This is a genomic window from Roseateles chitinivorans (genome assembly GCF_050632235.1).
In the GTDB taxonomy this organism is placed as follows: domain Bacteria; phylum Pseudomonadota; class Gammaproteobacteria; order Burkholderiales; family Burkholderiaceae_C; genus Roseateles; species Roseateles chitinivorans_A.
Genome location: NZ_CP192584.1, coordinates 98,936 through 122,007, shown reverse-complemented (window position 1 = coordinate 122,007; position 23,072 = coordinate 98,936). Strand labels below are relative to the sequence as shown.

The 23,072-nt window shown below is 69.4% G+C and carries 19 protein-coding genes, 1 tRNA gene and 2 pseudogenes; 9 read left to right on the top strand and 13 right to left on the bottom strand.

Features of this window, described 5'->3' with window-relative positions; genetic code table 11:
* Positions 1-529 precede the first annotated feature (529 nt).
* Complete coding sequence (locus tag ACQ859_RS00435; RefSeq protein WP_431264136.1) at positions 530-1,156, bottom strand: glutathione peroxidase; 627 nt, start codon at positions 1,154-1,156, stop codon at positions 530-532.
* Positions 1,157-1,339: 183 nt separating this feature from the next.
* Between ACQ859_RS00435 and ACQ859_RS00430 the strand changes: the two genes are divergently transcribed.
* The 4 genes from ACQ859_RS00430 to ACQ859_RS00415 all read left to right on the top strand — a co-directional run bounded on the left by ACQ859_RS00430 (position 1,340) and on the right by ACQ859_RS00415 (position 4,182).
* Positions 1,340-2,221, top strand: a complete 882-nt coding sequence (locus tag ACQ859_RS00430) for a ferritin-like domain-containing protein (RefSeq protein ID WP_331615247.1) — start codon at positions 1,340-1,342, stop codon at positions 2,219-2,221.
* A 169-nt stretch (positions 2,222-2,390) separates the two neighbouring features.
* Entirely contained in the window at positions 2,391-2,810 is a 420-nt protein-coding gene (locus tag ACQ859_RS00425; protein ID WP_431264135.1) for a VOC family protein, read from the top strand.
* On the top strand, positions 2,810-3,694 hold the full coding sequence (locus ACQ859_RS00420; protein WP_431264134.1) for a DUF3034 family protein: 885 nt from the start codon (positions 2,810-2,812) through the stop codon (positions 3,692-3,694). Before ACQ859_RS00425 ends, ACQ859_RS00420 begins: the two co-directional genes overlap by 1 nt.
* Positions 3,695-3,747: 53 nt before the next feature.
* Complete coding sequence (locus ACQ859_RS00415) at positions 3,748-4,182, top strand: group I truncated hemoglobin (protein WP_431264133.1); 435 nt, start codon at positions 3,748-3,750, stop codon at positions 4,180-4,182.
* 82 nt (positions 4,183-4,264) lie between these two features.
* Here ACQ859_RS00415 and ACQ859_RS00410 read toward each other — a convergent pair.
* The 6 genes and pseudogenes from ACQ859_RS00410 to rsmB form a co-directional block, all read right to left on the bottom strand.
* A tRNA-Phe gene (locus ACQ859_RS00410) sits at positions 4,265-4,340 on the bottom strand.
* 73 nt (positions 4,341-4,413) lie between these two features.
* Positions 4,414-4,599 (bottom strand): annotated as a pseudogene (locus ACQ859_RS00405) (helix-turn-helix domain-containing protein); the annotation flags it as partial.
* 261 nt (positions 4,600-4,860) lie between these two features.
* Positions 4,861-5,142: pseudogene (locus ACQ859_RS00400) on the bottom strand (response regulator); the annotation flags it as partial.
* A 6-nt stretch (positions 5,143-5,148) separates the two neighbouring features.
* Positions 5,149-7,401: an ATP-binding protein gene (locus ACQ859_RS00395; RefSeq protein ID WP_431264132.1), complete on the bottom strand. Its 2,253-nt coding sequence runs from the start codon at positions 7,399-7,401 to the stop codon at positions 5,149-5,151.
* 104 nt (positions 7,402-7,505) lie between these two features.
* Positions 7,506-8,120, bottom strand: a complete 615-nt coding sequence (locus tag ACQ859_RS00390) for a DUF4390 domain-containing protein (RefSeq protein ID WP_431264131.1) — start codon at positions 8,118-8,120, stop codon at positions 7,506-7,508.
* A gap of 29 nt (positions 8,121-8,149) precedes the next feature.
* Complete coding sequence (rsmB, locus tag ACQ859_RS00385; protein ID WP_431264130.1) at positions 8,150-9,541, bottom strand: 16S rRNA (cytosine(967)-C(5))-methyltransferase RsmB; 1,392 nt, start codon at positions 9,539-9,541, stop codon at positions 8,150-8,152.
* A 164-nt stretch (positions 9,542-9,705) separates the two neighbouring features.
* Between rsmB and folE the strand changes: the two genes are divergently transcribed.
* Positions 9,706-10,425, top strand: coding sequence for a GTP cyclohydrolase I (gene folE, locus ACQ859_RS00380; RefSeq protein WP_431264129.1), 720 nt, complete (start codon positions 9,706-9,708; stop codon positions 10,423-10,425).
* Between the two features lie 54 nt (positions 10,426-10,479).
* On the opposite strand, the gene ACQ859_RS00375 is transcribed toward folE, so the two are convergent.
* On the bottom strand, positions 10,480-11,040 hold the full coding sequence (locus ACQ859_RS00375) for a LemA family protein (RefSeq protein ID WP_431264128.1): 561 nt from the start codon (positions 11,038-11,040) through the stop codon (positions 10,480-10,482).
* A 22-nt stretch (positions 11,041-11,062) separates the two neighbouring features.
* Positions 11,063-11,827 carry a 7-cyano-7-deazaguanine synthase QueC gene (gene queC, locus ACQ859_RS00370; RefSeq protein WP_431264127.1) on the bottom strand — a complete coding sequence of 255 codons (765 nt, stop codon included), beginning with the start codon at positions 11,825-11,827 and terminating at the stop codon, positions 11,063-11,065.
* Between the two features lie 101 nt (positions 11,828-11,928).
* Between queC and ACQ859_RS00365 the strand changes: the two genes are divergently transcribed.
* A complete protein-coding gene (locus tag ACQ859_RS00365) occupies positions 11,929-13,569 on the top strand; it encodes a DUF4139 domain-containing protein (protein WP_431264126.1) in 1,641 nt (546 codons plus the stop codon).
* Between the two features lie 81 nt (positions 13,570-13,650).
* On the opposite strand, the gene ACQ859_RS00360 is transcribed toward ACQ859_RS00365, so the two are convergent.
* Complete coding sequence (locus ACQ859_RS00360) at positions 13,651-14,925, bottom strand: glutamate-5-semialdehyde dehydrogenase (protein ID WP_431264125.1); 1,275 nt, start codon at positions 14,923-14,925, stop codon at positions 13,651-13,653.
* 434 nt (positions 14,926-15,359) lie between these two features.
* On the opposite strand from ACQ859_RS00360, the gene ACQ859_RS00355 reads away from it, so the two are divergent.
* The 3 genes from ACQ859_RS00355 to ACQ859_RS00345 are packed head-to-tail and all read left to right on the top strand — an operon-like array spanning position 15,360 to position 17,879.
* A complete protein-coding gene (locus tag ACQ859_RS00355) occupies positions 15,360-15,770 on the top strand; it encodes a BlaI/MecI/CopY family transcriptional regulator (protein WP_431264124.1) in 411 nt (136 codons plus the stop codon).
* Complete coding sequence (locus tag ACQ859_RS00350) at positions 15,763-16,152, top strand: hypothetical protein (protein ID WP_431264123.1); 390 nt, start codon at positions 15,763-15,765, stop codon at positions 16,150-16,152. Before ACQ859_RS00355 ends, ACQ859_RS00350 begins: the two co-directional genes overlap by 8 nt.
* Positions 16,152-17,879 (top strand): M56 family metallopeptidase, encoded by a 1,728-nt coding sequence (locus ACQ859_RS00345; RefSeq protein WP_431264122.1) that lies wholly within the window; start codon positions 16,152-16,154, stop codon positions 17,877-17,879. The genes ACQ859_RS00350 and ACQ859_RS00345 overlap by 1 nt, the downstream gene beginning before the upstream one ends.
* Positions 17,880-18,037: 158 nt before the next feature.
* On the opposite strand, the gene ACQ859_RS00340 is transcribed toward ACQ859_RS00345, so the two are convergent.
* From ACQ859_RS00340 to ACQ859_RS00330, 3 genes are all read right to left on the bottom strand, one after another.
* Positions 18,038-20,920, bottom strand: a complete 2,883-nt coding sequence (locus tag ACQ859_RS00340; RefSeq protein ID WP_431264121.1) for a M16 family metallopeptidase — start codon at positions 20,918-20,920, stop codon at positions 18,038-18,040.
* 188 nt (positions 20,921-21,108) lie between these two features.
* Positions 21,109-21,822, bottom strand: coding sequence for a GNAT family N-acetyltransferase (locus tag ACQ859_RS00335; RefSeq protein WP_431264120.1), 714 nt, complete (start codon positions 21,820-21,822; stop codon positions 21,109-21,111).
* Positions 21,823-22,038: 216 nt separating this feature from the next.
* On the bottom strand, positions 22,039-23,010 hold the full coding sequence (locus tag ACQ859_RS00330; RefSeq protein WP_431264119.1) for an AEC family transporter: 972 nt from the start codon (positions 23,008-23,010) through the stop codon (positions 22,039-22,041).
* Between the last annotated feature and the right edge of the window lie 62 nt (positions 23,011-23,072).

Genomic DNA, 23,072 nt, shown 5'->3' with positions numbered 1-23,072 from the left:
GCGCAAATACAAAGGGCCTCCGCGGATGCGGAAGCCCTGGGTATAAAAGTAGCCTCAAGACGCCCCTGGCCAACGAGGGAGGGAGGGAGGAGGAGGAGAAAGGCCTCGGGATTGCAGCTTCACGAGGAAGCAGGTCTTGCGGCTGAAAGTGGATGCGTTGACTGTACTCCCATCGCTGCCGGGATCGGTGGAAACCCGGAATGCCCTCCCAGACCGCTGCGCCTTCCGGCCCGTTTAAGCGTCCTCAAAGGGAGCGCTGCTACCGGCTGTCGACGCTGATGTCTGTCTTCAGCGATGTGTTGAACGAGCCGTCATGGTGCAGCGCATCGCGGTCGATGTCATCCCACCGATGAACGAATAGGTGAGCAACTGTCACCGCTGTCCCGCCTAGCCGGGACAGTTTTCAGGGTGATGACGACCCCTCGCCACAGGCGCGCCGATTGCCAAATCCCGCGCCTTTCGTTCAGCTTTTACAAGCGATGGTGGCGCGGGAGATCAGGTTTTCCGGTTCAGCGCAGCGGCGACCTGCTCATTGCGGTTGCGCGACCAGCTTGTCCACCGCCTGGGTGAACTGCGTGCTGTCCGGACTGACGCCGGACGCGAAGCTCATGACCTGCTTGCCGTCGCGCGAGATCAGGTACTTGTGGAAGTTCCACTTGGGCGACTGGCCCGTGCGCTTGGCCAGATCGGCGAACAGCGGGTTCAGGTCGGATTTTCCGGCGGCCACGTTGCTCTTGCTGAACATCGGGAACTTCACGTTGAAGGTGTTCTCGCAGAACTCGGCGATTTCCTTGTTGCTGCCGTACTCCTGGTTGCCGAAGTCACCGGACGGAAAACCGAGCACCACCAGCCCCTTGTCCGCATAACGCGCCGAGAGGGCTTCGAGCGCCTTGTACTGCGGCGTGTAGCCGCAGAAGCTGGCGGTATTCACCACGAGGACCACCTTGCCCGCATACTGGCAGAGCGCCTGGGGCTTCTCGTCCTGCAGACGGGGCATCTGCCGGTTGAGCAGTTCGGGGCATGCGGCGCCCGACGTTGAGGTCGCTGCGGCGGTCTCGACCGCAGGCGCGGCATGGGCGGAGGTCGCGGCGAAAGGCGCCGCCAGCGCCAGCAGGAACGCGGCTCGCCGGAGCAAGGAACCGAAGGACGGGGTCATGTCGTTGTCTCCTGGGATCGGTAAATCCGGATGGGTCGAAAGCCGGGGCGCTGCGCAAGAAGCGAACGCGGCCTCAGGTTCGTCGGAAGTGCGATTAGGCCAGATCGCCCCACGAGCCGATGGCGTAAGGGAATGTCATGGTGCGGCCGGTAGAATCCGCCGCGCTTAACAGGACGCAGACAGATGCTTTATCCCGAACTCTTCAAGCAACTCGAGGCCGTGCGCTGGAACATGGACACGGATATCCCGTGGGACAAGTTCGACGCGTCCAAGCTGACCGACGACCAGGCGCGCACGATCAAGATGAACGCGATCACCGAGTGGTCCGCGCTGCCGGCGACCGAGATGTTCCTGCGCGACAACAAGGACGACAGCGACTTCTCGGCCTTCATGAGCGTCTGGTTCTTCGAGGAGCAGAAGCATTCGCTGGTGCTGATGGAGTATCTGCGCCGCTTCCGTCCGGACATGGTGCCGACCGAGGCCGAGCTGCACGAGGTGCGCTTCGAGTTCGACCCGGCGCCGGCGCTGGAAACGCTGATGCTGCATTTCTGCGGCGAGATCCGCCTGAACCACTGGTACCGCCGTGCCGCCGAATGGCACACCGAGCCGGTCATCAAGGCGATCTACGAAACGCTGTCGCGCGACGAGGCCCGTCATGGCGGCGCCTACCTGCGCTACATGAAGCGCGCGATGACCAAGTTCGGCGACGAGGCGAAGGCCGCGTTCGCGAAGGTCGGCGTGCTGATGGCGTCCGCGCGCCGCACGGCGCAGGCGCTGCACCCGACCAACCTGCACGTGAACGCCAAGCTGTTCCCGCGCGACACCATCCAGAGCCGCCTGCCGGATCCGGAATGGCTGGAGCGCTGGCTGGACAAGCAGATCCAGTTCGACACCGTGTGGGAGAACAAGGTCGTCGAGCGCATCCTGCACAACATGAGCCTGTTGATGGAGCGCAGCTTCGCCAGCGTCCAGGAGCTGAACCGTTTCCGCAAGGAGCTGACGCAGCGCCTGGCCCAGGCAGCGCAGCAGGCGCAGGGCGGCGACGCCGCGCCGCAGGCGACCTGACCCCGCGCGCCACCCGATCGCACGAAGGCCCGCTGATGCGGGCCTTTTCTTTTCCGCTCGAAGACGCGCGGCGCTCGCACATGGCCCCGGGACATGCGCGCCGGGCCGGAGACGGCCACAATGCGTCATTCCTCTTTCCTCTTGTTCCAAAGCCATCCGCCGAACGCTCATGAAGTATCTGCACACCATGGTCCGCGTGACCGACATCGAAGCCTCCATGAAGTTCTACCGCGACGCGCTGGGACTGCAGGAAGTGCGCCGCAGCGAGCACGAGGCGGGTCGCTTCACGCTGGTCTACCTCGCCGCGCCCGGCGATGAGGATGCCCAGATCGAACTCACCTACAACTGGGATCCCGAGGCCTACACGGGCGGCCGCAACTTCGGCCACGTCGCATATGCGGTCCCGGACATCTACGCGGCCTGCCAGCGACTGATGGACGCCGGCGTGACGATCAACCGCCCGCCGCGTGACGGCCGCATGGCCTTCGTGCGCTCGCCCGACAACATCTCCGTCGAACTGCTGCAGGACGGCCCGGCGCTGCCACCGGCCGAGCCGTGGATCTCGATGGCCAACACGGGCGCCTGGTAATGATTCGAACGCTTGCCTCCCTGTTGCTGGCCGTGCCGCTGGCCTGTGCCGCGCAGGCGCAGGGCAAGCTGCTGTTGACCGGTGGTGTGAGCAGCATCGACGGCGCGGCCGGTGGCGGCCTGACCCCGTGGGCGCTGACCGGCAGCTATGCCACCAGCGGCCAGATCGGCGCCACGGCCTACTTCACGCGCCTGCCGGTGCAGGACTACAGCCTGTCCGGCTACGGCGCCTCCGTGGCTTTCGGCGAGCGTGCCGAACTGTCTCTCGCGAAGCAGGACTTCAGCGCTGGCGGCACCGGCGCGGCGCTGGGGCTGCCAGGGCTCCGCCTGAAGCAGACGATCCTCGGCGCGAAGGTCCGGCTGGGCGGCGACGCCGTACTGGATGCCGACACCTGGATGCCGCAGATCGCGCTGGGGGTCGAGTACAAGCACCTCGATGCTGGCGGTCTTGCGCCGACGCTGGGTGCGCTCGGCGCCAAGCGCAACGGCGTGGACGTGTACCTGAGCGCCACCAAGTTGTTCCTTGCGCAAAGCACCTTGGTGAACGTGACGCTGCGCGCGACGCGGGCCAATCAGAACGGCCTGCTGGGCTTCGGCGGCACGGCCAGCAGTCGGTATTCGCTGATGCCTGAGATCTCGGTCGCGTACCTGATCAACAAGGAATGGGCGATCGGCGCGGAGTACCGGATGAAGCCCGACAAGCTCAATCCGTCCGCCCTCGGCGACGGGCTGCGTGAGGATGACTGGAAAGATGTGTTCGTCGCCTGGGCGCCGAGCAAGCATGTCTCGCTGACGGCGGCGTATGTGGACCTGGGGCGCGTGGTGCCCGGCATCCAGCCGCGTCGTCAGCGCGGGGTCTACGGGTCGATCCAGTTCGCGTACTGATCCCCGGCGCGGTGCTGGCGCCGTCACGACGAATCGACGAGGAGGCCTGGACGATGCGATCTGCTCGAAGGATCTGGACGGCCGGCGCGCTGGCGCTGCTGATCGGCGTGGGTGTCCATGCCAACGCGGCGGACGACGCGCTCTACCGCTCGCTCGGCGGCGAGGAGGGCATCGCGCGCATCGTCGACGGCATGATCGATCGCGCGTATGCGGACGACCGCATCAAGAAGAAGTTCGACGGCGTCAATCCGAAGGCGCTGAAGGAATCGATCCGCAAGCAGTTCTGCCAACTCAGCGGCGGACCCTGCGTCTACGACGGTGAGACGATGGTGAAGTCCCATGCGCACCTGGCGCTGGACAAGGCTGACTTCAATGCGCTGGTCGAGGACCTGCAGTTCGCCATGGACGACCAGAAGGTGCCGTTCACGGTGCAGAACCGCTTGCTGGCGCTGCTGGCGCCAATGCATCGGGACATCATCACGCGGTGATGGCCGACGACCTCGACGACGACTGATCGACAGCGCGTCGACAGAAAGCAGAAAGCCCGGCAGAGCCGGGCTTTCTTGAATCTGGTGGCCAAGGGCGGAATCGAACCACCGACACGCGGATTTTCAATCCGCTGCTCTACCAACTGAGCTACTTGGCCGTGAGACTGGGTCTCGCTCCGTTGTTCCAGGTCTTGCGTCCTGTGCCGAACAACGAAGACAGCGACTATAGCACTAAATTCCGCTGCCGCGCTTGTTTCTCGACAAATCGACGCCGAGCTGCTTGAGCTTGCGGTACAGGTGGGTGCGTTCCAGGCCGGTCTTCTCGGCCACGCGGGTCATCGAGCCGTTCTCCTTGGCCAGATGGAATTCGAAGTAGCTCTTCTCGAACGCATCGCGTGCCTCGCGCAACGGACGGTCGAGCTCGAAGACCTGTTCCGATGCCAAGCCCTGGTGCGGCAGCGGCGTCACCGGCGCGAGGCCCGCCGTCTGGACCGGCAGGGTGCCGGTCGCGATGGGCGGCAGCGTCTCGGGACGCGGGTAGCTGTTGCCGATCACCGTGCCGATCACCGGCGCCGCCGGTGGTGCCGGCCGCGGCGTGGTCTTCACCAGCGCCTGCTCGACCGCGCGCAGCAGCTTCTGCAGCGTGATCGGCTTCTCCAGGAAGGCCATCGCGCCGAACTTGGTCGCTTCGACCGCCGTGTCGATCGTGCCGTGGCCGCTCATCATGATGACCGGCATCGTCAGCTGGCCGGTGCTGCCCCACTCCTTGAGCAGCGTGATGCCATCGACGTCCGGCATCCAGATGTCCAGCAGCACCAGGTCCGGGCGCGCACGCTCGCGGCTCGCCCTCGCCTGCTGGGCGTTCTGTGCGAGTTCGATGGTGTGCCCCTCGTCGGAGAGGATTTCGGACAAGAGGGCCCGGATGCCCAGTTCGTCGTCAACAACAAGAATGGTTGCCATGTATGCCTACTGTTCACGCGGCCGAGGCGCGTCCTGCGCAGGGCTCGGTGCAGTCGCGAGTTTTGAAAATGATAACGAAACTTGTGCGCCACTCGGCGGCAGGTCGGTACCGCTGGACGCTGGGAGATTCACCAAGCGGATGCGCGCCCCGTGCTCATCGGCGATTTTCTTCACCACCGCGAGCCCCAGCCCCGTGCCCTTGGTCTTGGTCGTGACGTAAGGCTCGAAGGCGCGCTTCAACACGTTCTCGGCAAAACCTGGCCCGTTGTCGACGATCACCAGCCGCAGCGCCCGCAGCTCGCCGGATTCGGTCAACGCCTTCTGGGTCCGCACCGTCACGTGTCCGTCCGGCTGATGGCTGACCGCGTCCAGCGCGTTCTGCACGAGGTTATGGATCACCTGCCTCAGCTGCGGCGCATCGCCCAGCATCAGCGGCGGGTCCGTCGCCAGGTCCGCCGTCAACTGGCCCGCCTCCTGCGCTTCGGCGTACAGCGTCAGCACTTCGGCCACCAGTCCGTTCAGGTCCAGCGGCGCCAGCTTGGCCGCCGGGAGCCGAGCATAGTCCCGGAATTCATTGACCAGCTGCTTCATCGCCTGCACCTGGTTGACGATGGTGCCCACCGATCTCACCAGCATCGCCTGGTCGGTGCCCTCGAGCTTGGACTCGAGCTTGAACTGCAGGCGCTCCGCCGACAGTTGGATCGGCGTCAGCGGGTTCTTGATCTCGTGCGCGAGCCGCCGCGCCACCTCGCTCCACGCCGCGGAGCGCTGCGCCGACACGACCTCGCTGATGTCGTCGAACACCAGCAGCCGCGCGTCCTGCGGCAGCAGCGCGCCGCGCACCAGCAGCGTCAGCGCGGTCTTCTCGTCGAGCTGCAGCTCGAACGAATCCTGCCAGTGCTCGCGCTCGCCGGCCTCGGGGCTGCTCTGGAGCTCGAAGCGCTGCCAGATGTCCTTGCCGAAGGCCGCCAGTACCGGCAGGTCCTCAAGCGGCCGGCCCACGTAGGCCGACAGCGGCAGCTTCAGGATGCGCGTCGCGCCGGGATTGACGGTCTCGATGCGGCGTTCGGCATCGAACACGATCACGCCGGCCGTGAGGTTGTCGAGGATGGTCTGCACATGCGTGCGCGCACGCTCCAGCTGCGTCACGCTGAGCTCGACCAGCGCTCGCGCATCGGCCAGCTGCTGCGTCATGTCCGCGAACGACCGCGTCAGCCCGCCGAGCTCGTCGCGCGAGCGGAAGACCGGCTTGGCCTTCAGGTCGCCGGTCGCGACCTCGCGCATGCCCTCGGCCAGCAGCAGCAGCGGCTGCACCAGCTGGTTGGACAGCGCCACCGCCAGCAGCAGCGCCGCGAACACCGCCAGGATCAGCACCAGCGTCAACGTGTTCAGGTACATGCGCCGCAGGCCGTCGCGCAGCAGCGAGCGCTGCAGGTACTCCTGGTTGGCCGCGGACACGTTCAGCGCATTGCTGATCACCTTGCCGGAGATCTGCTTGACGACCATCAGGTAGCGGTCGCTGTTGGTCAGCTGCAGCGCGCTGCTCGGCAGCAGCGCCAGCGACCGGATCCGCGCCTCGCCCTGTACCGCCAGCTGCTCGTCCTCCAACCCTTCGAGCCGCGACGCGATGCCATTGCTGCGTGCCTGCGAGATCAGCGCGGCACTGGGGCGGGCGGGGATCTCGCTCGACTCGCCGCCGGCGGACAGCATGACCTGGCCGTTGCCCGCGACCAGCGCGACGCTGCGCGCGCCCATCTGGTCGCGCAGGCGCTCCAGCGCCAGCGGGGCCAGCGCGCCGTCTTCCCAGCGTTCGGCGGCGGCGCGGGTGCGTACGGTCTGTTCCGTGCGCAGGTTCTCCAGCGTGTCCTGGCCCAGCGCCAGGCCGGCCTCCAGCGCGCTGGCGAGGCGCTGGTCGAACAGGCTCTCGATGCTCCGGTTCACGAACTGGAAGGACACCGTGTAGATCAGCAGGCCCGGCACCACGCCGACGATCGCGAAGATCCCGGCGAGCTTGAGCAGCAGCCGGCTGCCGAAGCGTCCGCGCTTCACCCGCAGCGCGAGCCGCGTCCCGGCGACGCCGATGACGATGATCAGCGCCGTGGCGACCGCCACGTTGACCCAGAACAGCCAGACGTAGTGGCGTTCCAGGAAGCCGCGCTGCGCGGTCGTGCTGATGGACAGCAGGAACACCAGCATGCCGATGGCGCCCGCGATCGCGGTCAGGGAGATCAACCACGCCAGGCGGGCCGACTTGGTCACGGGTCAGGGTCCTTGCTGGATCAGGGGGATGGGAGGAACGGCGGACAAGCGGCGGACGGGCGACGGAAGAGGGATGAAGGCCAGGTTCGCGAGTGTGCGCGTGTTCAAGGCTGCGGCCGGTTGGGAGGCGGCGTGGACGGCGCCTCCAGGGTCAGCGTCAGGTTGCGGTCGACGCCCAGGGTCCAGCCCTGGCTGCCGCCCAGGCCGATCTGCATCGGTCTCGGGAGTTGCGCGGTGTCCAGCTTGTAGCTGAACTCCAGGTAATAGCGGCCGTCGTCCTCGATGTCCTTGGTCTCGGCGACGCGCCATCCGGACACGCCGCGCAGTGAGGCGATCGCCTCGCCCAGCGTGTCGAAGCTCTGGTGCAGGCCGCCGGTGCTCACGCGGTACTGGCGCGTCAGCGGCTGCCAGGTCAGGCGCCAGGTCCGGCTGGCCTGCGCGACGCGGGCGTCGCGCCAGTACCAGCGGTTGCGCAAGACCTGGACCTCGGCGACGAAATAGACCGCCACGCCCTTGAGCAGGGCCTCCTCGGCCTGCCGGGGCAACTCGAAGCGGGTGCTGAAGCTGACGGCCAGTCCGTCCTCGACGCGCTCTGCGTTCAGGGCCTGCAGCGCCACGCCCTGGGCCAGCGCCCAGCCGTGCAGCGCCAGCAGCGCGCCGACCAGGGTCAGGCGCTGCCACCAGGAACGCAGCGGAACGGAACGGGACGGCGGGGACACGCGGGCGGATTCAGGGGGAAGTTCTCGGGTCAGGTCTTCTGCAGCAGCGCGTAATAGAAGCCGTCGGTGACGGCCGGCGCGCCGGATGCGGAGTCCTGCGGACCATTGTCCGCGAGCGGCAGCAGATGCCCGGCCCCCTGGTCGAACTGACGTGACCGCGCATCGCCATGGCGTTGCAAAAACGCGTCGATCTGGTCCTGGCCTTCCGCCTTGAAGACCGAGCAGGTCGCGTACAGCAGCCGGCCGCCGGGCTTGAGCAGCGGCCACAGGGCCTCCAGCAGCTCGGCCTGGATCCGTGCGAGCGACGGGATGTCGTCGGGCCGGCGCAGCCAGCGCACATCCGGATGCCGGCGCACGATCCCCGACGCGCTGCACGGCGCGTCCAGCAGGATGGCGTCGAAGGGACGGCCATCCCACCAGGCGGCGGTGTCGCGGGCGTCGGCGGCGCGCACGGCGCCCTCGAGCTTCAGCCGCTGCAGGTTCTGGCTCACCCGTTCCAGCCGCTTGGCATCGGCGTCCAATGCCAGCAGATCGAGGCGGTTGCCGGCAAGTTCCTGCAGGTGGGCGGTCTTCCCTCCGGGGGCGGCGCAGGCGTCGAGCACGCGCGCGCCCTCGCCGAGTTGCGGCCATGCCTCGCCCGGGGACAGATCTTGCGGCTGCCGGTGACCCAGCAGCAGCGGGGCGGCCAGCTGTGCCGACGCATCCTGGACCGACGCATGTCCGCCGTCGAAGCCGGGCAGGGCCTGGACCGGACGCGGCTCGTCGAGCACGACGGCCTGCGGGAACAGCGCGCCGGCCGGGTGCGCGGCGATGCCGGCCTCGCGCAGACGGGCGAGGTAGCCCGGCAGGTCGTCATGCGCCGGATTGACCCGCAGCGTCATCGGCGGCTTCTGCTGATTGGCTTGAAGCAGGCCTTGCCACTCGGCGGGCCAGTCGGTGCGCAGGCGGTCCTGCCACCAGCGCGGATGGTTGAAGCGGGCGACGGGATCCGCTTCGGCGGCGGCGACCAGCGCCTCCCGCTCACGCAGGAAGCGTCGCAGCACTGCGTTGACGAAGCCCGCGCTGTTGGGCGCGCGCTGGCGCACGGCATGCACGGCCTGATCGACCAAGGTGTGGTCGGTGTAGGCGGTCTCGCCCGGCCACAGCAGCGCCAGCGCGGTGATCAGCAGCGCGTCCACGCGGGGCGGCGGATTCTTGGGCGCGAGCGTGGCGCGCACCACCTGGGCGGCGCCGAGGCGGCGCAGCACGGTGAAGCTCAACGCCTGCACGCCGGGGCGGATATCGGCGGGGCTCCGTGCGAGCCACTCGGTCAGCGAGTGGCCGTCGCGCACGGCCTGGACCGCGTCGGCGGCACCGGTCAGGAGCCGATGAAGCGGCGGCGCACCGCCGGCGGAAGGATTCTTTGGGGAGGGGGCAGACACCGGTGGAGTTTAGTGGCGATGGCAGCGAGCGCTTGTGGGGCCGGAATGGTGCTGGGGGTTCGCGGACGCGATGCCCCCTGCACCGTGGAGTGCCCGCGCTTGGCAACTCGCACTGAAGCACCTAGCTTTCGCCATCCCATTCGGAAGCCGCGACAATCCTGCCCATGACGAGCACCCTGACCCTGAGCCCCGACGAGTTGGCCGCGCTGCCCACATCGGACCGCATCCGCTACCGGCTGGTGAAGGCTGGCAAGCGCCACCACGCCAACGACAACATCGCCGAGTTCATCGAGGCCGGCGAGCTGGACCAGCTGCAGGCCGAGGTGCAGGCGCGGATGCACGAGGTGCTGCAGTCGCTGGTGATCGACACCGTCAGCGATCACAACACGCAGGAGACGGCCAAGCGCGTCGCGAAGATGTTCGTGAAGGAGGTCTTCGCGGGCCGCTACGCGCCGCCGCCGCCGGTCACCGAGTTCCCCAACGCCGAGCGCCTGAACGAGCTGATGATCGTCGGCCCGATCACCGTGCGCAGCGCCTGCTCGCACCACCTGTGCCCGATCATCGGCAAGGTGTGGATCGGCCTGCTGCCGAGCGAGCATTCGAACCTGATCGGCCTGTCCAAGTACGTGCGCCTGACCGAGTGGATCATGAGCCGTCCGCAGATCCAGGAAGAGGCGGTCGTGATGCTGGCCAACGAGCTCCAGGACCGCGTCAAGCCGGATGGTCTCGCGATCGTGATGGATGCGGACCACTTCTGCATGCACTGGCGCGGCGTCAAGGACATGGACTCGACGATGACCAACAGCGTCATGCGCGGCTCCTTCCTGAAGGATGCGACGCTGCGCGCGGAGTTCCTGGCGCTGATGAAGAACAAGAAGGGCTGATCGCTCCCGCGACCGGTGGAAAGGGCCCGCCTGACGGGCCCTTGTCGTTGCCGCTCAGAGGCTGCGCGCTTCGCTGAAACCGACGAAGCTCATCAGCACGCGGGTCGGGAACTGCCGGATCGCCGCGTTGTAGGCGTCGACCGCCTGGTTGAAGACCTGACGCGAGAACGCGCGCTGGCGGTCGATCATCTTGAGTTCGTCGACGGCGCCGCCCAGGTCCGGATCGCTGCTCAGTTCCGCGTGGTGCTCGACCAGCGACACCATCCGCGTCAGCGCGGCGCCGTGCACGGCCGCGGCGATCGCCAGCTGCGCCACCGGATCGGCCGCGTACGGCCGGGTCCGCACCGCCTGCGTCGCGGCCTTCGCTTCCGCCTGCGCGGCGGCCAGCGCGTCGAGGCTGGCCTGCTCGCTCGGCAGCCGGTCGCGCAGGCGCTCCAGCAGCAGGTCACCGTGCGCGAAGCGGCGCGTCAGCGCGTCATCCAGCTGCGCGAAGGCCTTGCCGATCTCGTTGCGCAGCAGCATCACGCGGTTGTAGGCGCCGATGCTCCAGAACGCCAGCACGGCGGCCAGGCCCCACAGCCACCAGTTCAAGTGCCATCCGGTCACGTCGTTCATGGCGTCGTCCGCGGCACGGTGCTCAGGGCGCCACGACCGGGGTGGTCGACTGGCCGAGCTGGAACTCGTTCCAGCCCTTGGCGCGCAGCTCGCAGGCCGGGCAGTGGCCGCAGCCCCAGCCCCAGGCGTGCCGGGTCTTGCGCTCGCCGAGGTAGCAGGTGTGGGTGTGCTCGATGATCAGGTCGTTGAAGGCCTCGCCGCCGAGCGATGCCGTCAGCGCCCAGGTCTGCGCCTTGGTCAGGAACATCAGCGGCGTGTCCAGCGTCATCGGCGTGTCCAGCCCCAGGCTCAGCGCGACCTGCAGCGCCTTGAGCGTGTTGTCTCGGCAGTCCGGATAGCCGGAGAAGTCCGTCTCGCACATGCCGCCGACCAGCACCGAGGCCCCGCGCCGATAGGCCAGCGTCGCGGCGAAGGTCAGGAACAGCAGGTTGCGGCCGGGCACGAAGGTGTTCGGCAGGCCGTTGGCTTGCAGCTCGATCGCGCGCTCCTGCGTCAGCGCGGTGTCGGAGATCTGCCCGAGCAGGCTCAGGTCGAGCAGGTGGTCCTCGCCGAGCTTGGCCGCCCAGTGCGGGAACTGCGCGGCGATCTGCGCGCGCACGGTCTGGCGGCAGTCGAGCTCGATGCGGTGCCGCTGGCCGTAGTCGAAGCCCAGCGTCTCCACCTCCGCGAAGCGGTCCAGCGCCCAGGCCAGGCAGGCGGTGGAATCCTGGCCGCCGGAGAACAGCACCAGCGCCTTGCGGCGCGAGGCGTGGACGGCGGGGATCGGAGCGGTGGCGGCGTCGGACATGGGGAGATGGCGGGCAGGGGACCCGCGGTTGTCGGGGAAAGCGGCAGGCCGGAAGTGTGCCAGCACCGTGATAGCGTCACCGGCCTCAAGGAGGAAAAGCAATGCAACGAGTGTTCATGGCGGGCGCCATCGCCGCCGTCATCCCCGGCCTGGCCGCGTTCACCGCGCCGGCCGTCGCGGCGACAGGACCCGCCGCCGGATCGTCATCCCAGCCCGCGTCCGCGATCGCCCAGGTGCTGCTGTATCCGGGCGGCGCCCAGGTCGATCGCACGCTGCGCGTGCCGGCCGGGGCGACGCAGGCGCGCTTCGCCTGCCTGCCGGCCGGTCTGGAGCGCGATGCGCTGCAGGTGCAGGCACCGGCGGGCGTCAACCTCGGCGAACTCAAGATCGAGCGCGCCGCGCGCGACACGCTGCCCGAATGCCGCCAGCGCGATCCGCGCGTCCGCGAGATCGAACAGCAACGCACCGCCGTGGAGGCAGAGATCGCCGGCGTCGACCTCGCGCTCGGCTACCTGAAGGGCCTGTCGGACCGCGAGGCCCGGCCGGGACCCGCGCTGGCGGCGAGCCTCGACACGCTGCGCCGCAACGCGCAGGACCTGACGATGAGGAAGCAGGCGCTGAGGGAGCGCCTCGTCGACCTGGGCAACGAACTCACGGCTGCGAGGACGGAGGCGCCGACGGCCTCGGCGCAGGTGTCGGTCGTGACCTTGCGGCTGTCGACGGCACAGGGCGGCGACATCGGACTGTCCTACCGCGTGCCGAGCGCCGGCTGGCAGCCCCAGTACCGCGCGCGCCTGGACACGACGGCCACCGCCTTGTCGATCGAGCGCCTGGCGCAGATCGCGCAGACCAGCGGCGAGGACTGGATCGACGTGAAGCTGAAGCTGTCGACCGTGCCGCCGCGCCAGACCGTGTCGGTCGCGCCGCTCGACGCCTGGACGCTGGGCATGGCGGCGGAGCGCTATCAGGAGATGGCGGAGCGTGCCTCCCGGTCGCGCATCGTGATGGCGCCGAAGATGGCCATGGCACCCGTGCCGGCGCCCGTGGCGGATCTGAACACCGTCCAGATCACCGGGTCGTCGGTCGCGCCGCCGGTGCGCTTCGACCCGAGTGTCTTCGAGGGCGAGTTCGGCGCCGAGTACGAACTGCCGCAGCGCGTCACGCTGCGCGCCGACGGCGCGATGTCGACGGTCACGCTGGGCCGCATCGCGGCGGAGCCGCGGCTGCTGGCCCGCGTCCAGCCCAAGACCGTGGAAGCCGCCTACCTGATCGCCGAACTGCCGCGCCCGCAGGGCTCATGGCCGTCGGGGCCGGTGCAGCTCTTCCGCGACAACGCGTTGATCGGCGAGACGACGCTGCAGTTCGGCACCGAGACCACCTGGACGCTGCCCTTCGGTACCGATGAGCGCCTGCGCGTGCGCGTCGATCCGGACAAGCGCGACGGCGCCAACAGCGGCTTCATCGGCGCGCGCCGCGAGGTCGTGGTGACCCGGCAGTGGCAGGTCGAGAACCTGCGCGGCCGTCCGGTGACGCTCCAGGTCCTGGAGGCCGCGCCGGTGCCGGAGCACGAGGACATCCGCGTGCAGGCGCAGTTCACGCCGCCGGTGACGAAGGCCGGCTGGCGCGACCAGCCCGGCATCCAGATGTGGGAACTGCCGCTGGCGCCGAACCAGACGCAGCGTTTCCAGGCGGTCTACAAGATCAGCGTGCCGAAGGACGCCGCCGTCTCGGGCATGCCTTGAACGGTCACGGGCCCGCGAAGGGCCCGTGCAGCGTGCTGACGCTGGCGTTGGCGCGCAGCGACCTGGAAGGCTCGGGCGGGATCAGTGCCTGATCTCGCCCTGGCCGAGCACCACCCACTTCATCGACGTCAGTCCCTCCAGGCCCACCGGGCCGCGGGCGTGGAACTTGTCGGTGGAGATGCCGATCTCGGCGCCCAGGCCGTACTCGAAGCCGTCGGCGAAGCGCGTGCTCGCGTTGACCATCACGCTGGCCGAGTCGACCTCGCGCAGGAAGCGCATCGCGCTGACGTGGTTGGTCGTCAGGATCGCGTCGGTGTGGTGCGAACCATGCCGGTTGACGTGCGCGATGGCCTCGTCGAGCGAGTCCACCACCTTGATGCTGATGATGGGCGCGAGGTACTCGGTGTCCCAGTCCTCGGGCGTCGCGGGCCTGAGCAGGTCGCGCGGCACCGCTTCCAGCAGCGCCAGCGTGCGTTCGCAGCCGCGCATCTCCACGCCCTTGGCGGCGAACACCATGCCGATGCGGGGCAGGAAGTCCGCCGCCTGCTTCGCATGCACCAGCAGCGACTCGGTCGCGTTGCAGGGGCTGTACTTCTGCGTCTTCGCGTTGTCGACGACGGTCACCGCCAGGTCCAGGTCGACCTCGGCGTCGACATAGCTGTGGCAGTTCCCGTCCAGGTGCTTGATCACCGGCACGCGGGCCTCGCGGCTGATGCGCTCGATCAGGCCCTTGCCGCCGCGCGGGATGATGACGTCGACGTAGGCGGGCATCGCGATCAGCAGGCCCACCGCCGCGCGGTCGGTCGTGTTGATCAGCTGCACCGCGTCGCGCGGCAGCCCGGCTTCCTCGAGGCTGTCAGCCACCAGCGCCGCGAGCGCCAGGTTGCTGTGCAGCGCCTCGGAGCCGCCGCGCAGGATGCAGGCGTTGCCGCTCTTGATCGCCAGCGAGGCGGCCTCGATGGTGACGTTGGGGCGGCTCTCGTAGATCATGCCGAACACGCCCAGCGGCACGCGCATCTGGCCGACGCTGATGCCGGTCGGACGGCGCTTCATGCCGGTGATCTCGCCGATGGGGTCAGGCATGGCGGCGATCTGGTCGCAGCCTTCGGCGACCGTGGCCAGCACCTTCGCAGTGAGGCGCAGGCGGTCGACCATCGGCGCTTCCAGGCCGGCGGCGGTCGCGGCGGCGAGGTCACGTTCGTTTTCGGTCGCGAGCGCCGGGCCGGCCTCGCGCAGGCGGCGGGCGAGGGCCGTCAAGGCGAGGTTCCGGGCGGCGGTCGGGGCGGCGGCCATCAGCGTCGCGGCCGCGCGGGCCGCCTCGCCGACGCCGGTCATGTAGGCGCTGAGGTCGGTCATAGGTCTTGGATTCTGACCGATGCCCCGCCGCCGCCGCCGCGCCGGGGCCATCGAAAGCCGCAAGGACAGCCTTCGCGGTGTCACCCATCTCCTGGCACGGGTGTTACCCATGTCCTGGCACGCCCCTGTCACCCATGCTGTTCGTGGCAGAGGGAGCGGGTGGCGTACTGCCTCGGCTGCTGGCCCTCACCCCTCCCTCTCCCGCAAGCGGGAGAGGGTGAAAGAAGGGGGTTTCACGTGAGCGGGAGCAGCACAAGAAGGACGCCGGTCGGACTCCCTCTCCCGCTTGCGGGGAGGGCGGGGGTGAGGGCCAGCGGCCGAGGGAGTGCGGAAGCCCGGGTTCCGGGTTTGTCCCGAGAACCCGGCACTTGCGGCGTCCATGTCGGATCTTCTACAGTTGTAGTACGACAGGTGTAGAAATACAGGATCCGATGATGGACGAGTCGATCAACGACGACGGCAAGGGCGACGTGTCGCTCAGCGAGCTGCAGCTGGCGCTGATGCGCGTGCTGTGGGCGCGCGGGCAGGCCAGCACCGCCGAGGTGGCGGAAGCGCTGCGCGACCAGCAGCGCCCGCTCGCGCACACGACCGTGGCGACGCTGCTGTCGCGCCTGGAGAAGCGCGGCCTGATCGCCAGCGAGCGCGACGGCCGTGCGCTGGTCTACCGCGCCGCGGTCAGCGAGCCGGCGGTGCAGCGATCGATGGTGTCGGGGCTGCTGAGCACGCTCTTCGGCGGCCGGCCCGAGGCGTTGCTGAGCCATCTGGTCGAGGAGGGCGACCTCGGCGACGATGACCTCGCCAAGATGCGCGCCCTGCTGAAGAGCAAGGGAGGCCGCCATGATTGAAGCCCTCACCGGCTGGTTGTTGAACTACCTGCTGCACAGCACCGTGCTGCTCGGGGGTGTCTGGGCGCTGGAGCGCGCCGGCTGGCTGAAGCATCCCGCATGGCGCGAAGCCTTCTGGCGCGCGGCCTTCTTCGGCGCGGTGCTGACGGCGAGCGTGCAGCCGCTGACGCAGGCCACGCGGATTGCGCTCCCGGACGCGTGGATCTCGACGTCCGGCGCCGCCCTGGCGCCGGCAAGCGAGGCCCAGCCGCCGGCGGCCCTGTCCGCCGATGCGATGTCAGCCGATCCGATGCCCGCAGATGGGACGGCGGGCGACGCCGATCGTCCGCACGCGGTCGCCTCGGTCTCGGATCGCCCGGTGATCGTCGAGGACGACCCCTGATGCCGCGGCGCGCGGTGCTGCAGGACATGCTCGCGGCGCTGCTGCTCGCGTGGCCGCTCGTCGCGTTGCTGGGCCTGGGCCTCACCCTGGTCCGCTGGCTCGCGCTGCGGCGCGAGGTGCGCGCGTTGCCGCAGAGCGAGGACCACGAGCTCCGGCAGGCCGCCGCGGAACTGGCCCACCAGGCCGGCGTGCAGGTGCCGACGCTGCGTGTCAGCGCGACCTGGGCGAGCCCGCTGGTCGCGCCCGGCGGTCAGATCTGCCTGCCCGACGCGCTGATGCGCCGGCTGGAAGGTCAGCAGCGCGTGGCCGTGCTGGCCCATGAGATCGCGCACCTGCGCCGCCGCGATCTGGCCTGGCGACTGGCGGCGAGGTGGGTCTCGCAGCTGGGTTGGCTGCAACCGATGAACCGTCTCGCGATGCGCCGGCTGGACCTGCTGGCGGAACTCGCCTGCGACCGCTGGGCGGCCGTCGAGGCCGGCGCGATGCCGCTCGCCGAGAGTCTCTACGTCTGCGCGCGCGACAGTGCCCCGGCGGCCCGCGGGTCGCGTCCCATGCCGGTGCTGGCCAGCGCGATGGCCGCCACCCGATCCCCGCTGATGACGCGCATGCATGCGCTGCTGGAGGAGTCCCCGATGTCCGAATCCACCCCTGTCCGACGCCGGCTCGGTCGCCTGGCGCTGGCGTCCGGCCTGTGCGTGCTCGCCCTGGCGGTGCCCATGCTGGTCATCGGCAAGGCGCCGACCATCAACTTCGACCTGGGCAGCGTGGGAAGCGCCGTGTCGTCCGTGCTCGGCACCGGCAAGGTCACGCGCATCGTCAGCATCACCGATGACCACGACCGGCGCGTCCGTTTCGACGGCGACATCGTCTTCAATGCGGAGGAGACCGACATCGTGTCGCTGGACCGCAAGCTGGAGATCTCCGAGACACAGCACGGCGTGACGCGCCGCGCCGAGATCGTCAGCGACGGCAAGGGCGGGACCGTGCGCCGCTACTGGATCGACGACGATGCGCACGCGCTCGACGACGCCGGACAGGAATGGTTGAGCGGGCAGATCGCGCTGCTCGCCGAATCGACGCAGGGCAGCGATGCGCGGACCCGCCGGCTGCAGGCGCGGGGCGGGGTGGCCGCGGTGCTGGCGGACATCGAGAAGCCGTCCGATCCCTTCGTCCGCAAGAGCCGCCTCGATGCGCTGCTGGCGACAGGTCCGCAGGACGATGCGACGCTGTCGCGGCTGATCGCCATCGCCGGCCGCCTGGCCGACGGCTTCCAGCGCCGCTCCGCACTGCAGGCGATCGTCGAGCACCGGGCCTTGTCGCCGGCGCTGCAGCGCGAGGTGCTGGCCGCCGTCCACCAGGTCGACGGCGACTTCGAGCGTCGCCAGGTGCTGGAGGCGATCACGCCGCAGCTGGTTCGCGACGACGCGGTGCTGGGCGCCTGGCAGCAGGCGGTGAAGGAGATCGGCGGAGACTTCGAGCGGCGCTCGGTCATCGTTACGCTGATCGAGCAGCAGGACCGGGTCGACCGCGCGGTGGCCTTGAACGTGCTCGGCGCGATGGACGGGCTGGACGGCGATTTCGAGCGCGCACAGGTCCTGGTCGCGCTGGCCGAGCGGATGCCGGTCGACCCCGAGCTCATCGCCCGCTACCGGCAGGCCGCGCGCGGGCTCGGCACGCATGAGCGCGGCCGTGTCGAGCAGGCCCTCGATCATCTGACCCCGTCGTGATCCCGCCGCACGATGAGGGACACCGCGCCGCCGCCGCCGATTCGATGACCTGTTGAACAGGCTCGCCGGGCGGTCCGGCGGCACGACGGAAAACGGGCGCCGAGGCGCCCGTTTGCGTTGATCCCCGCGCGCTGTCAGCGCGGGCGGGGGTCAGGTCGTCACGGCTTCGCGGCCGAGGCCGGCGCAGACGGCGCGGTCACGTCGACCGGCGCGCCCTGCAGGTCGCGGATCTCCAGCGGCTTGCGACCGAAAGCCTCCAGCTGCGGCAGCACCTTCGTCTTGTCGCCGACGGCCACGACGATCAGCGCCGCGGGATCGACGTAGGTCTTCGTCGCCTTGTAGGCGCTGCTCGCGTTCACGGCGCCGTACTTGCGCGGCAGCGAGGTGATGCTGTCCGCCGGCGCGCCGACCGCCCACTCGCTGGCGTAGCTCGAGGCCACGACGCGGTTGGTGTCGAACAGCCCTGGCAGCGCCAGCAGCTGCGCGTTGCGCACGCGGTTCAGCTCGTCGGCGCCCATGGGCTTGGCGCGCATGCCGTCGATCTCCTTGAACATGTCGGTCAGCGCCGGGCCGGTGACGTCGGTGCGCACGCTGCCGCGGATGCCGAACAGGCCGCTGTCGCGGTTCATCGTGTAGGCCGAGTAGATGCCGTAGGTGTAGCCCTTGACCTCGCGCAGCTGCGTGTTGATGCGCGACGTGAAGAGACCGCCCATCGCGGCGTTCATCACCTTGATGTCCTCGGCGTCGGGCGTGCCCGCCTTCGGGCCCGGGGCGACGACGCTCAGCGCGGTCTGCGGCGCGTTCGGCTTGTCGACCAGGATCACACGCGCGGCGACCGGGTGCGGCGCGCCGGTGTCGACCGCGGCGGCGGCCGTCGCCGGACGCTGCCAGTTGCCGAACAGGCGCTCGGCCAGCGACTTCAGCTCGTCGGCCGAGATGTCGCCGGCGACCACCAGCGCGGCCTGGTCGGGCCGGTAGTGCGTCGACCAGAACTGGCGCAGCGCGGCGGCGTCGGTGGCCTTGATCGAGGCCTCGTCGCCGATGGCGGCCTTGGCCAGCGGATGGCCTTCGCCGTAGATCACGCGGTTGGCGACGACCGAGGCCACGGCCGGCGCCTGCTCGCGCTGCTGCTGCAGCGCGGCCAGGCGCTGGTTCTGCAGGCGGGCGATCTCGGCGGCGTCGAAGGCCGGATGCAGCGTCACGTCCGCCATCAGCGCCAGCGTCTGCGCGAAGTTGCGCTTCAGGCTGCTGGCCTCGATGCGGGCCTCGTCGCGGCCGGCGCCGGTGCTGATCGCCGCGCCCAGCGCGGCGGCCTCGTCGGCGATCTGCTGCGCGGTGCGCGTCTGCGTGCCCTGCTGCAGGATGCCGGCGGTGAAGCTCGACAACCCCGGACGGTCCGTCGGATTGGCCGTCTGACCGGCGCGCACGACCAGCGTCGCGCTCACCAGCGGCAGGCCGGGGTTCGGCACGTGGATCAGCGTCAGCCCGTTGGCCAGCGTCAGGCGCTTGCCTTCCGGCAGCACCGAGGCCTTGGCCTTGCCGCCCTTGGGCTGGGTCTTGCGCCAGGCGACGTCGGGGTTCATCGACTCGCGCTCGCCCTTGGCGGCCTTCTCGGGCATCGGCGGGGTCGGCACCTCCGGCGCCAGCTTCTGCTCGCCGGGTGTCGCCAGCACGACGACGCGGGCGTTCTTCTTCAGCTGCTGGGCGACGACGTCGCGGATCTTCTCCGGCGTGATCGACTGGTAGCGCGCCAGGTCCTTGCCGATGTAGTTGGGATCGCCGGCCTGCTGGTTGTAGTAGTTGATCTGGTCCGCCAGGGCCTGGACCTTCTCCAGGCGCGCCAGCGTGCTGGTCTCGATGGCGGCGCGGGCGCGTCCCATCTCCTCGGGCGTGGGCGGATTGACCGACAGCTCGGCGACGGCGTCGTCGACGATCTTCTGGATCTCGTCCAGCGACTTGCCGGGACGCGCGATCACCTCGACCGAGAACACCGAGCCCAGCGACAGCGAGTACTGCTGCACCTGCACCGACTGCGCCAGCTGCTTGTCGTAGACCAGCGTCTTGTAGAGGCGGCTGGACTTGCCGCCGCCCAGCACGTGCGAGGCCAGGTCCAGCTCGGCGTCGCCGGGCTGGAACACGGCCGGGGTGTGCCAGGCGATGTCCAGGCGCGGGAGCTCGATGCGGTCGGTGACCTCGACGCGCTTCTCCTCGGTCAGCTTCGGCTGCGGGACGTTGACCGGCGGCACCGGGTCACCGGCCTTCAGCGGGCCGAAGTACTTCTGCACCAGCTGCTTGGCCTGCGCGGGATCGAAGTCGCCGGCCAGCACGAGGGTCGCGTTGTTCGGGCGGTAGTAGCTGCGGGCGAAGGCCTTGACGTCGTTCAGCTTGATCGACTGGATGTCGGCGTGCGAGCCGATCACCGTCGCGCGGTACGGATGGCCTTCGGGGAACAGCGCCTGGTACAGCGCTTCCTCGACGATGCCGTACGGGCGGTTCTCGACGGACTGGCGGCGCTCGTTGCGCACGACGTCCTGCTGGTTGGCCAGCGAGACCGAATCGACCTCGTCGATCATGTAGCCCAGCATGTCCGACTTCAGCCACAGCCCCAGTTCGAGCTGGTTGGACGGCAGCGTGAAGAAGTAGTTCGTGCGGTCGAAGTCGGTCGAGCCGTTGGAGTCGGTGCCGCCGGCGGCGTCGATGATCTTGTCGGCCGAGCCGCGCGGGATGTGGCGGGTACCGGCGAACATCAGGTGTTCGAACAGATGCGCGAAGCCGGTCTGGCCCGGGGCCTCGTTGCGCGGCCCGGCGTGCACCCACAGGTTGAAGGCCACCAGCGGCAGGCGGTGGTCCTCGACCAGGATCACCTCGAAGCCGTTGGCCAGCTTCACCTTCTCCAGCTTCACGTTGAGCGTGCCGCCGACGGTGGAGACGGCGCTGGTGCCGGCCGCGGCCGGCGCCGCGAGGGCGCTGTTGTTGATGCCGCCGAGGGCGGTCAGGACGGCCAGGGTGATGGCGGCGGGTGCCGCGGGCTTGAATCGCATGGTGGGACGCTTCCCTTCTATGTTGGTGCGGGGCTTTTAACCAAAGCGGGCGCCCCTCACAAGTGCCGGAACTCTGAAAGATCAAGGTTCAGCGAGTTGGAACCGACCGGGAGGCCGGATCCACGTCAAGGCCCCATGAACGTCCCGTCAGGGCGAGACATCGTCAAGGCGCTTCGTCCGAGCCCGCGTCAAAGCGGGCGCAGCATCAGCTGCTGATGGAGCGGCAGCGGGTCGGCGCCGAGCGCGCGCAGCGCCGCACCGCCGAGGTCTTCGCGCTGCAACTGCGGCACGCGCAGACGACGCTCAGGGTACACGGCGGCGAGGGCCTGGATCAGCGCGCGGGCGTCGGCCTCTCGCGGGGCGATGAAGCTGTGGACCATGATGGTCTCGTCGGGGAGGCTGAAGACGATCTGGCTGTCGGCGGTCTGCCAGCCGTGGTAGTCGATGCCATGCCGGATCGTGGCCGCGGTGACCTGCAGCGGCAGGTCGGGGATGCGGTGCTCGGCGGCTTCCAGCCAGCCCAGCAGGTGCGGCATGTCGATCGCGTGGAGCGTGCCGCCCGTCGATGGCGCGATCGTGCCGGGCTCGGCCACGAAGCCGAAAAGGTCGTGCTGCTTCCGGAAGCCGCGTCCCTCATACAGGCGTCGCGCGCGCTCGTTCTGCGCGAAGACTTCGAGCTCCACGGCCCGCATGCCGGCAGCGGCTGCGCGGGCGATGACGTCGTCGAGCAGCGCGGGTGCCGCGCCGGTACCCCGCGCGGCGGGCAGGGCGCCCATGGTCGCGAGACGCCACCGGGTCGACACCGGCCGCGGGGCGACGAACGCGAACGCCAGCGGTGCGCCGCTCGCGTCGAGCGCGACGCGCGACAGCGGCAGGTCGACGCCCTGGCGCGCGAGGAACATCGGCCACTGCGCGAGCGGGATCTGGAACGGGCCGATCAGGTAATCGGCGAACGCACCGGTGAACGCGGCGTGGAGGATCTCCGGCGCGACTTCGTCGCCGCGGACGAAGGCGAAGGGGAGGCCGCGTGTGAAGGGATCATCGATGCCGTCATGTCGTCCTTGTGCTCGTCCTTGGGTTCGTTCCTGCGTCCGGAATCGGAGACCGGCAGCGGAGGCTCAGGTCAGCCACGCCGGGATCGCCAGCCAGATCGGCGCCGTGGCCGCGAACAGCAGCGTGCCCAGCACGATCGCGCCGGAGGCTTCGGCCTCCAGCGTCCGGTAGCGTTGCGCGAACATCATCGCGTTCGATCCCGGCGGCAGCGCGGCCATCATGACGATGACGGCGAGCGGCATGCCCGACAGCCCGAAGCCCCAGTGCGCGATGCCCAGCACCAGCGCGGGCAGCACCAGCAGCTTGAGCGCGGCCAGGCCGAGCAGCGTGCGCATCGCCCCGCGCGGCATGCCGTAATAGGACAGCGACATCCCGATCAGCACCAGGCACAGCGGCACCACCGCGCTGCCGAGCATCTGCAGCACCTCGTCGAGCACGGCCGGCAGCGGGATCCCGGTGGCGTGCCACGCGAAACCGCAGAGCACCGGCAGCACCACCGGATGGATGACGGTGTTGCGCATCGTCGTGAGGAGGGTGCGCTTCAGGCTCGCGCCGCCGCTCGTGTGGCGGGCGAGGTCCATCTCGACGAGGACGGTGGCGATGGTCAGCAGCGTCAGCGCATGCAGGCTGACCACGGTGATGTGGACCGCGAGGCCGCTCTCGCCGAACACGCCGGCGACCAGCGGCACGCCAACCTGCAGCGTGTTGCCGAAGCTGGCGGTGATGCTGCGCACGGCCGGGGCGGCGGGGCTCTCGGGATGGCGCTTGCGTTCGTACAGGTAGACGGCGACCAGCATCAGCACCACCGGCGCGAAGAACGCGGCCACGGTGAGCCAGGGCAGTGCCGAGATCTCCACGCGCGCGGTCGTGCGGAACATCAGCGCGGGGACGAACAGGTAGAACGCGATGTTCGAGAGGATCCGGGCCGGGTCGTTCTCGCCGCCGGCCTTGCCCAGCCAGCGCATGTGCCCGACGAACCAGCCCATGCCCGCGGCGATGAAGATCGCCAGCAGCTTGTAGAACAGGACGGCAGTCATGGCGAAGCAGTATGCCGCCCGGCGCGAGAGACCCGCGCGCCGCCCGCACAGCAGCCGCCGTT

Coding starts and splice junctions, on each gene's coding strand:
- ACQ859_RS00415 (WP_431264133.1), top strand. CDS start 3,748: ATGCGATCTGCTCGAAGGATCTGGACGGCCGGCGCGCTGGCGCTGCTG.
- ACQ859_RS00345 (WP_431264122.1), top strand. CDS start 16,152: ATGCCGCGGCGCGCGGTGCTGCAGGACATGCTCGCGGCGCTGCTGCTC.
- ACQ859_RS00425 (WP_431264135.1), top strand. CDS start 2,391: ATGAAGTATCTGCACACCATGGTCCGCGTGACCGACATCGAAGCCTCC.
- ACQ859_RS00430 (WP_331615247.1), top strand. CDS start 1,340: ATGCTTTATCCCGAACTCTTCAAGCAACTCGAGGCCGTGCGCTGGAAC.
- folE (WP_431264129.1), top strand. CDS start 9,706: ATGACGAGCACCCTGACCCTGAGCCCCGACGAGTTGGCCGCGCTGCCC.
- ACQ859_RS00340 (WP_431264121.1), bottom strand. CDS start 20,920: ATGCGATTCAAGCCCGCGGCACCCGCCGCCATCACCCTGGCCGTCCTG.
- ACQ859_RS00365 (WP_431264126.1), top strand. CDS start 11,929: ATGCAACGAGTGTTCATGGCGGGCGCCATCGCCGCCGTCATCCCCGGC.
- ACQ859_RS00435 (WP_431264136.1), bottom strand. CDS start 1,156: ATGACCCCGTCCTTCGGTTCCTTGCTCCGGCGAGCCGCGTTCCTGCTG.
- ACQ859_RS00420 (WP_431264134.1), top strand. CDS start 2,810: ATGATTCGAACGCTTGCCTCCCTGTTGCTGGCCGTGCCGCTGGCCTGT.
- ACQ859_RS00375 (WP_431264128.1), bottom strand. CDS start 11,040: ATGAACGACGTGACCGGATGGCACTTGAACTGGTGGCTGTGGGGCCTG.
- ACQ859_RS00335 (WP_431264120.1), bottom strand. CDS start 21,822: ATGTTCCTCGCGCGCCAGGGCGTCGACCTGCCGCTGTCGCGCGTCGCG.
- ACQ859_RS00360 (WP_431264125.1), bottom strand. CDS start 14,925: ATGACCGACCTCAGCGCCTACATGACCGGCGTCGGCGAGGCGGCCCGC.
- ACQ859_RS00330 (WP_431264119.1), bottom strand. CDS start 23,010: ATGACTGCCGTCCTGTTCTACAAGCTGCTGGCGATCTTCATCGCCGCG.
- ACQ859_RS00350 (WP_431264123.1), top strand. CDS start 15,763: ATGATTGAAGCCCTCACCGGCTGGTTGTTGAACTACCTGCTGCACAGC.
- ACQ859_RS00355 (WP_431264124.1), top strand. CDS start 15,360: ATGGACGAGTCGATCAACGACGACGGCAAGGGCGACGTGTCGCTCAGC.
- queC (WP_431264127.1), bottom strand. CDS start 11,827: ATGTCCGACGCCGCCACCGCTCCGATCCCCGCCGTCCACGCCTCGCGC.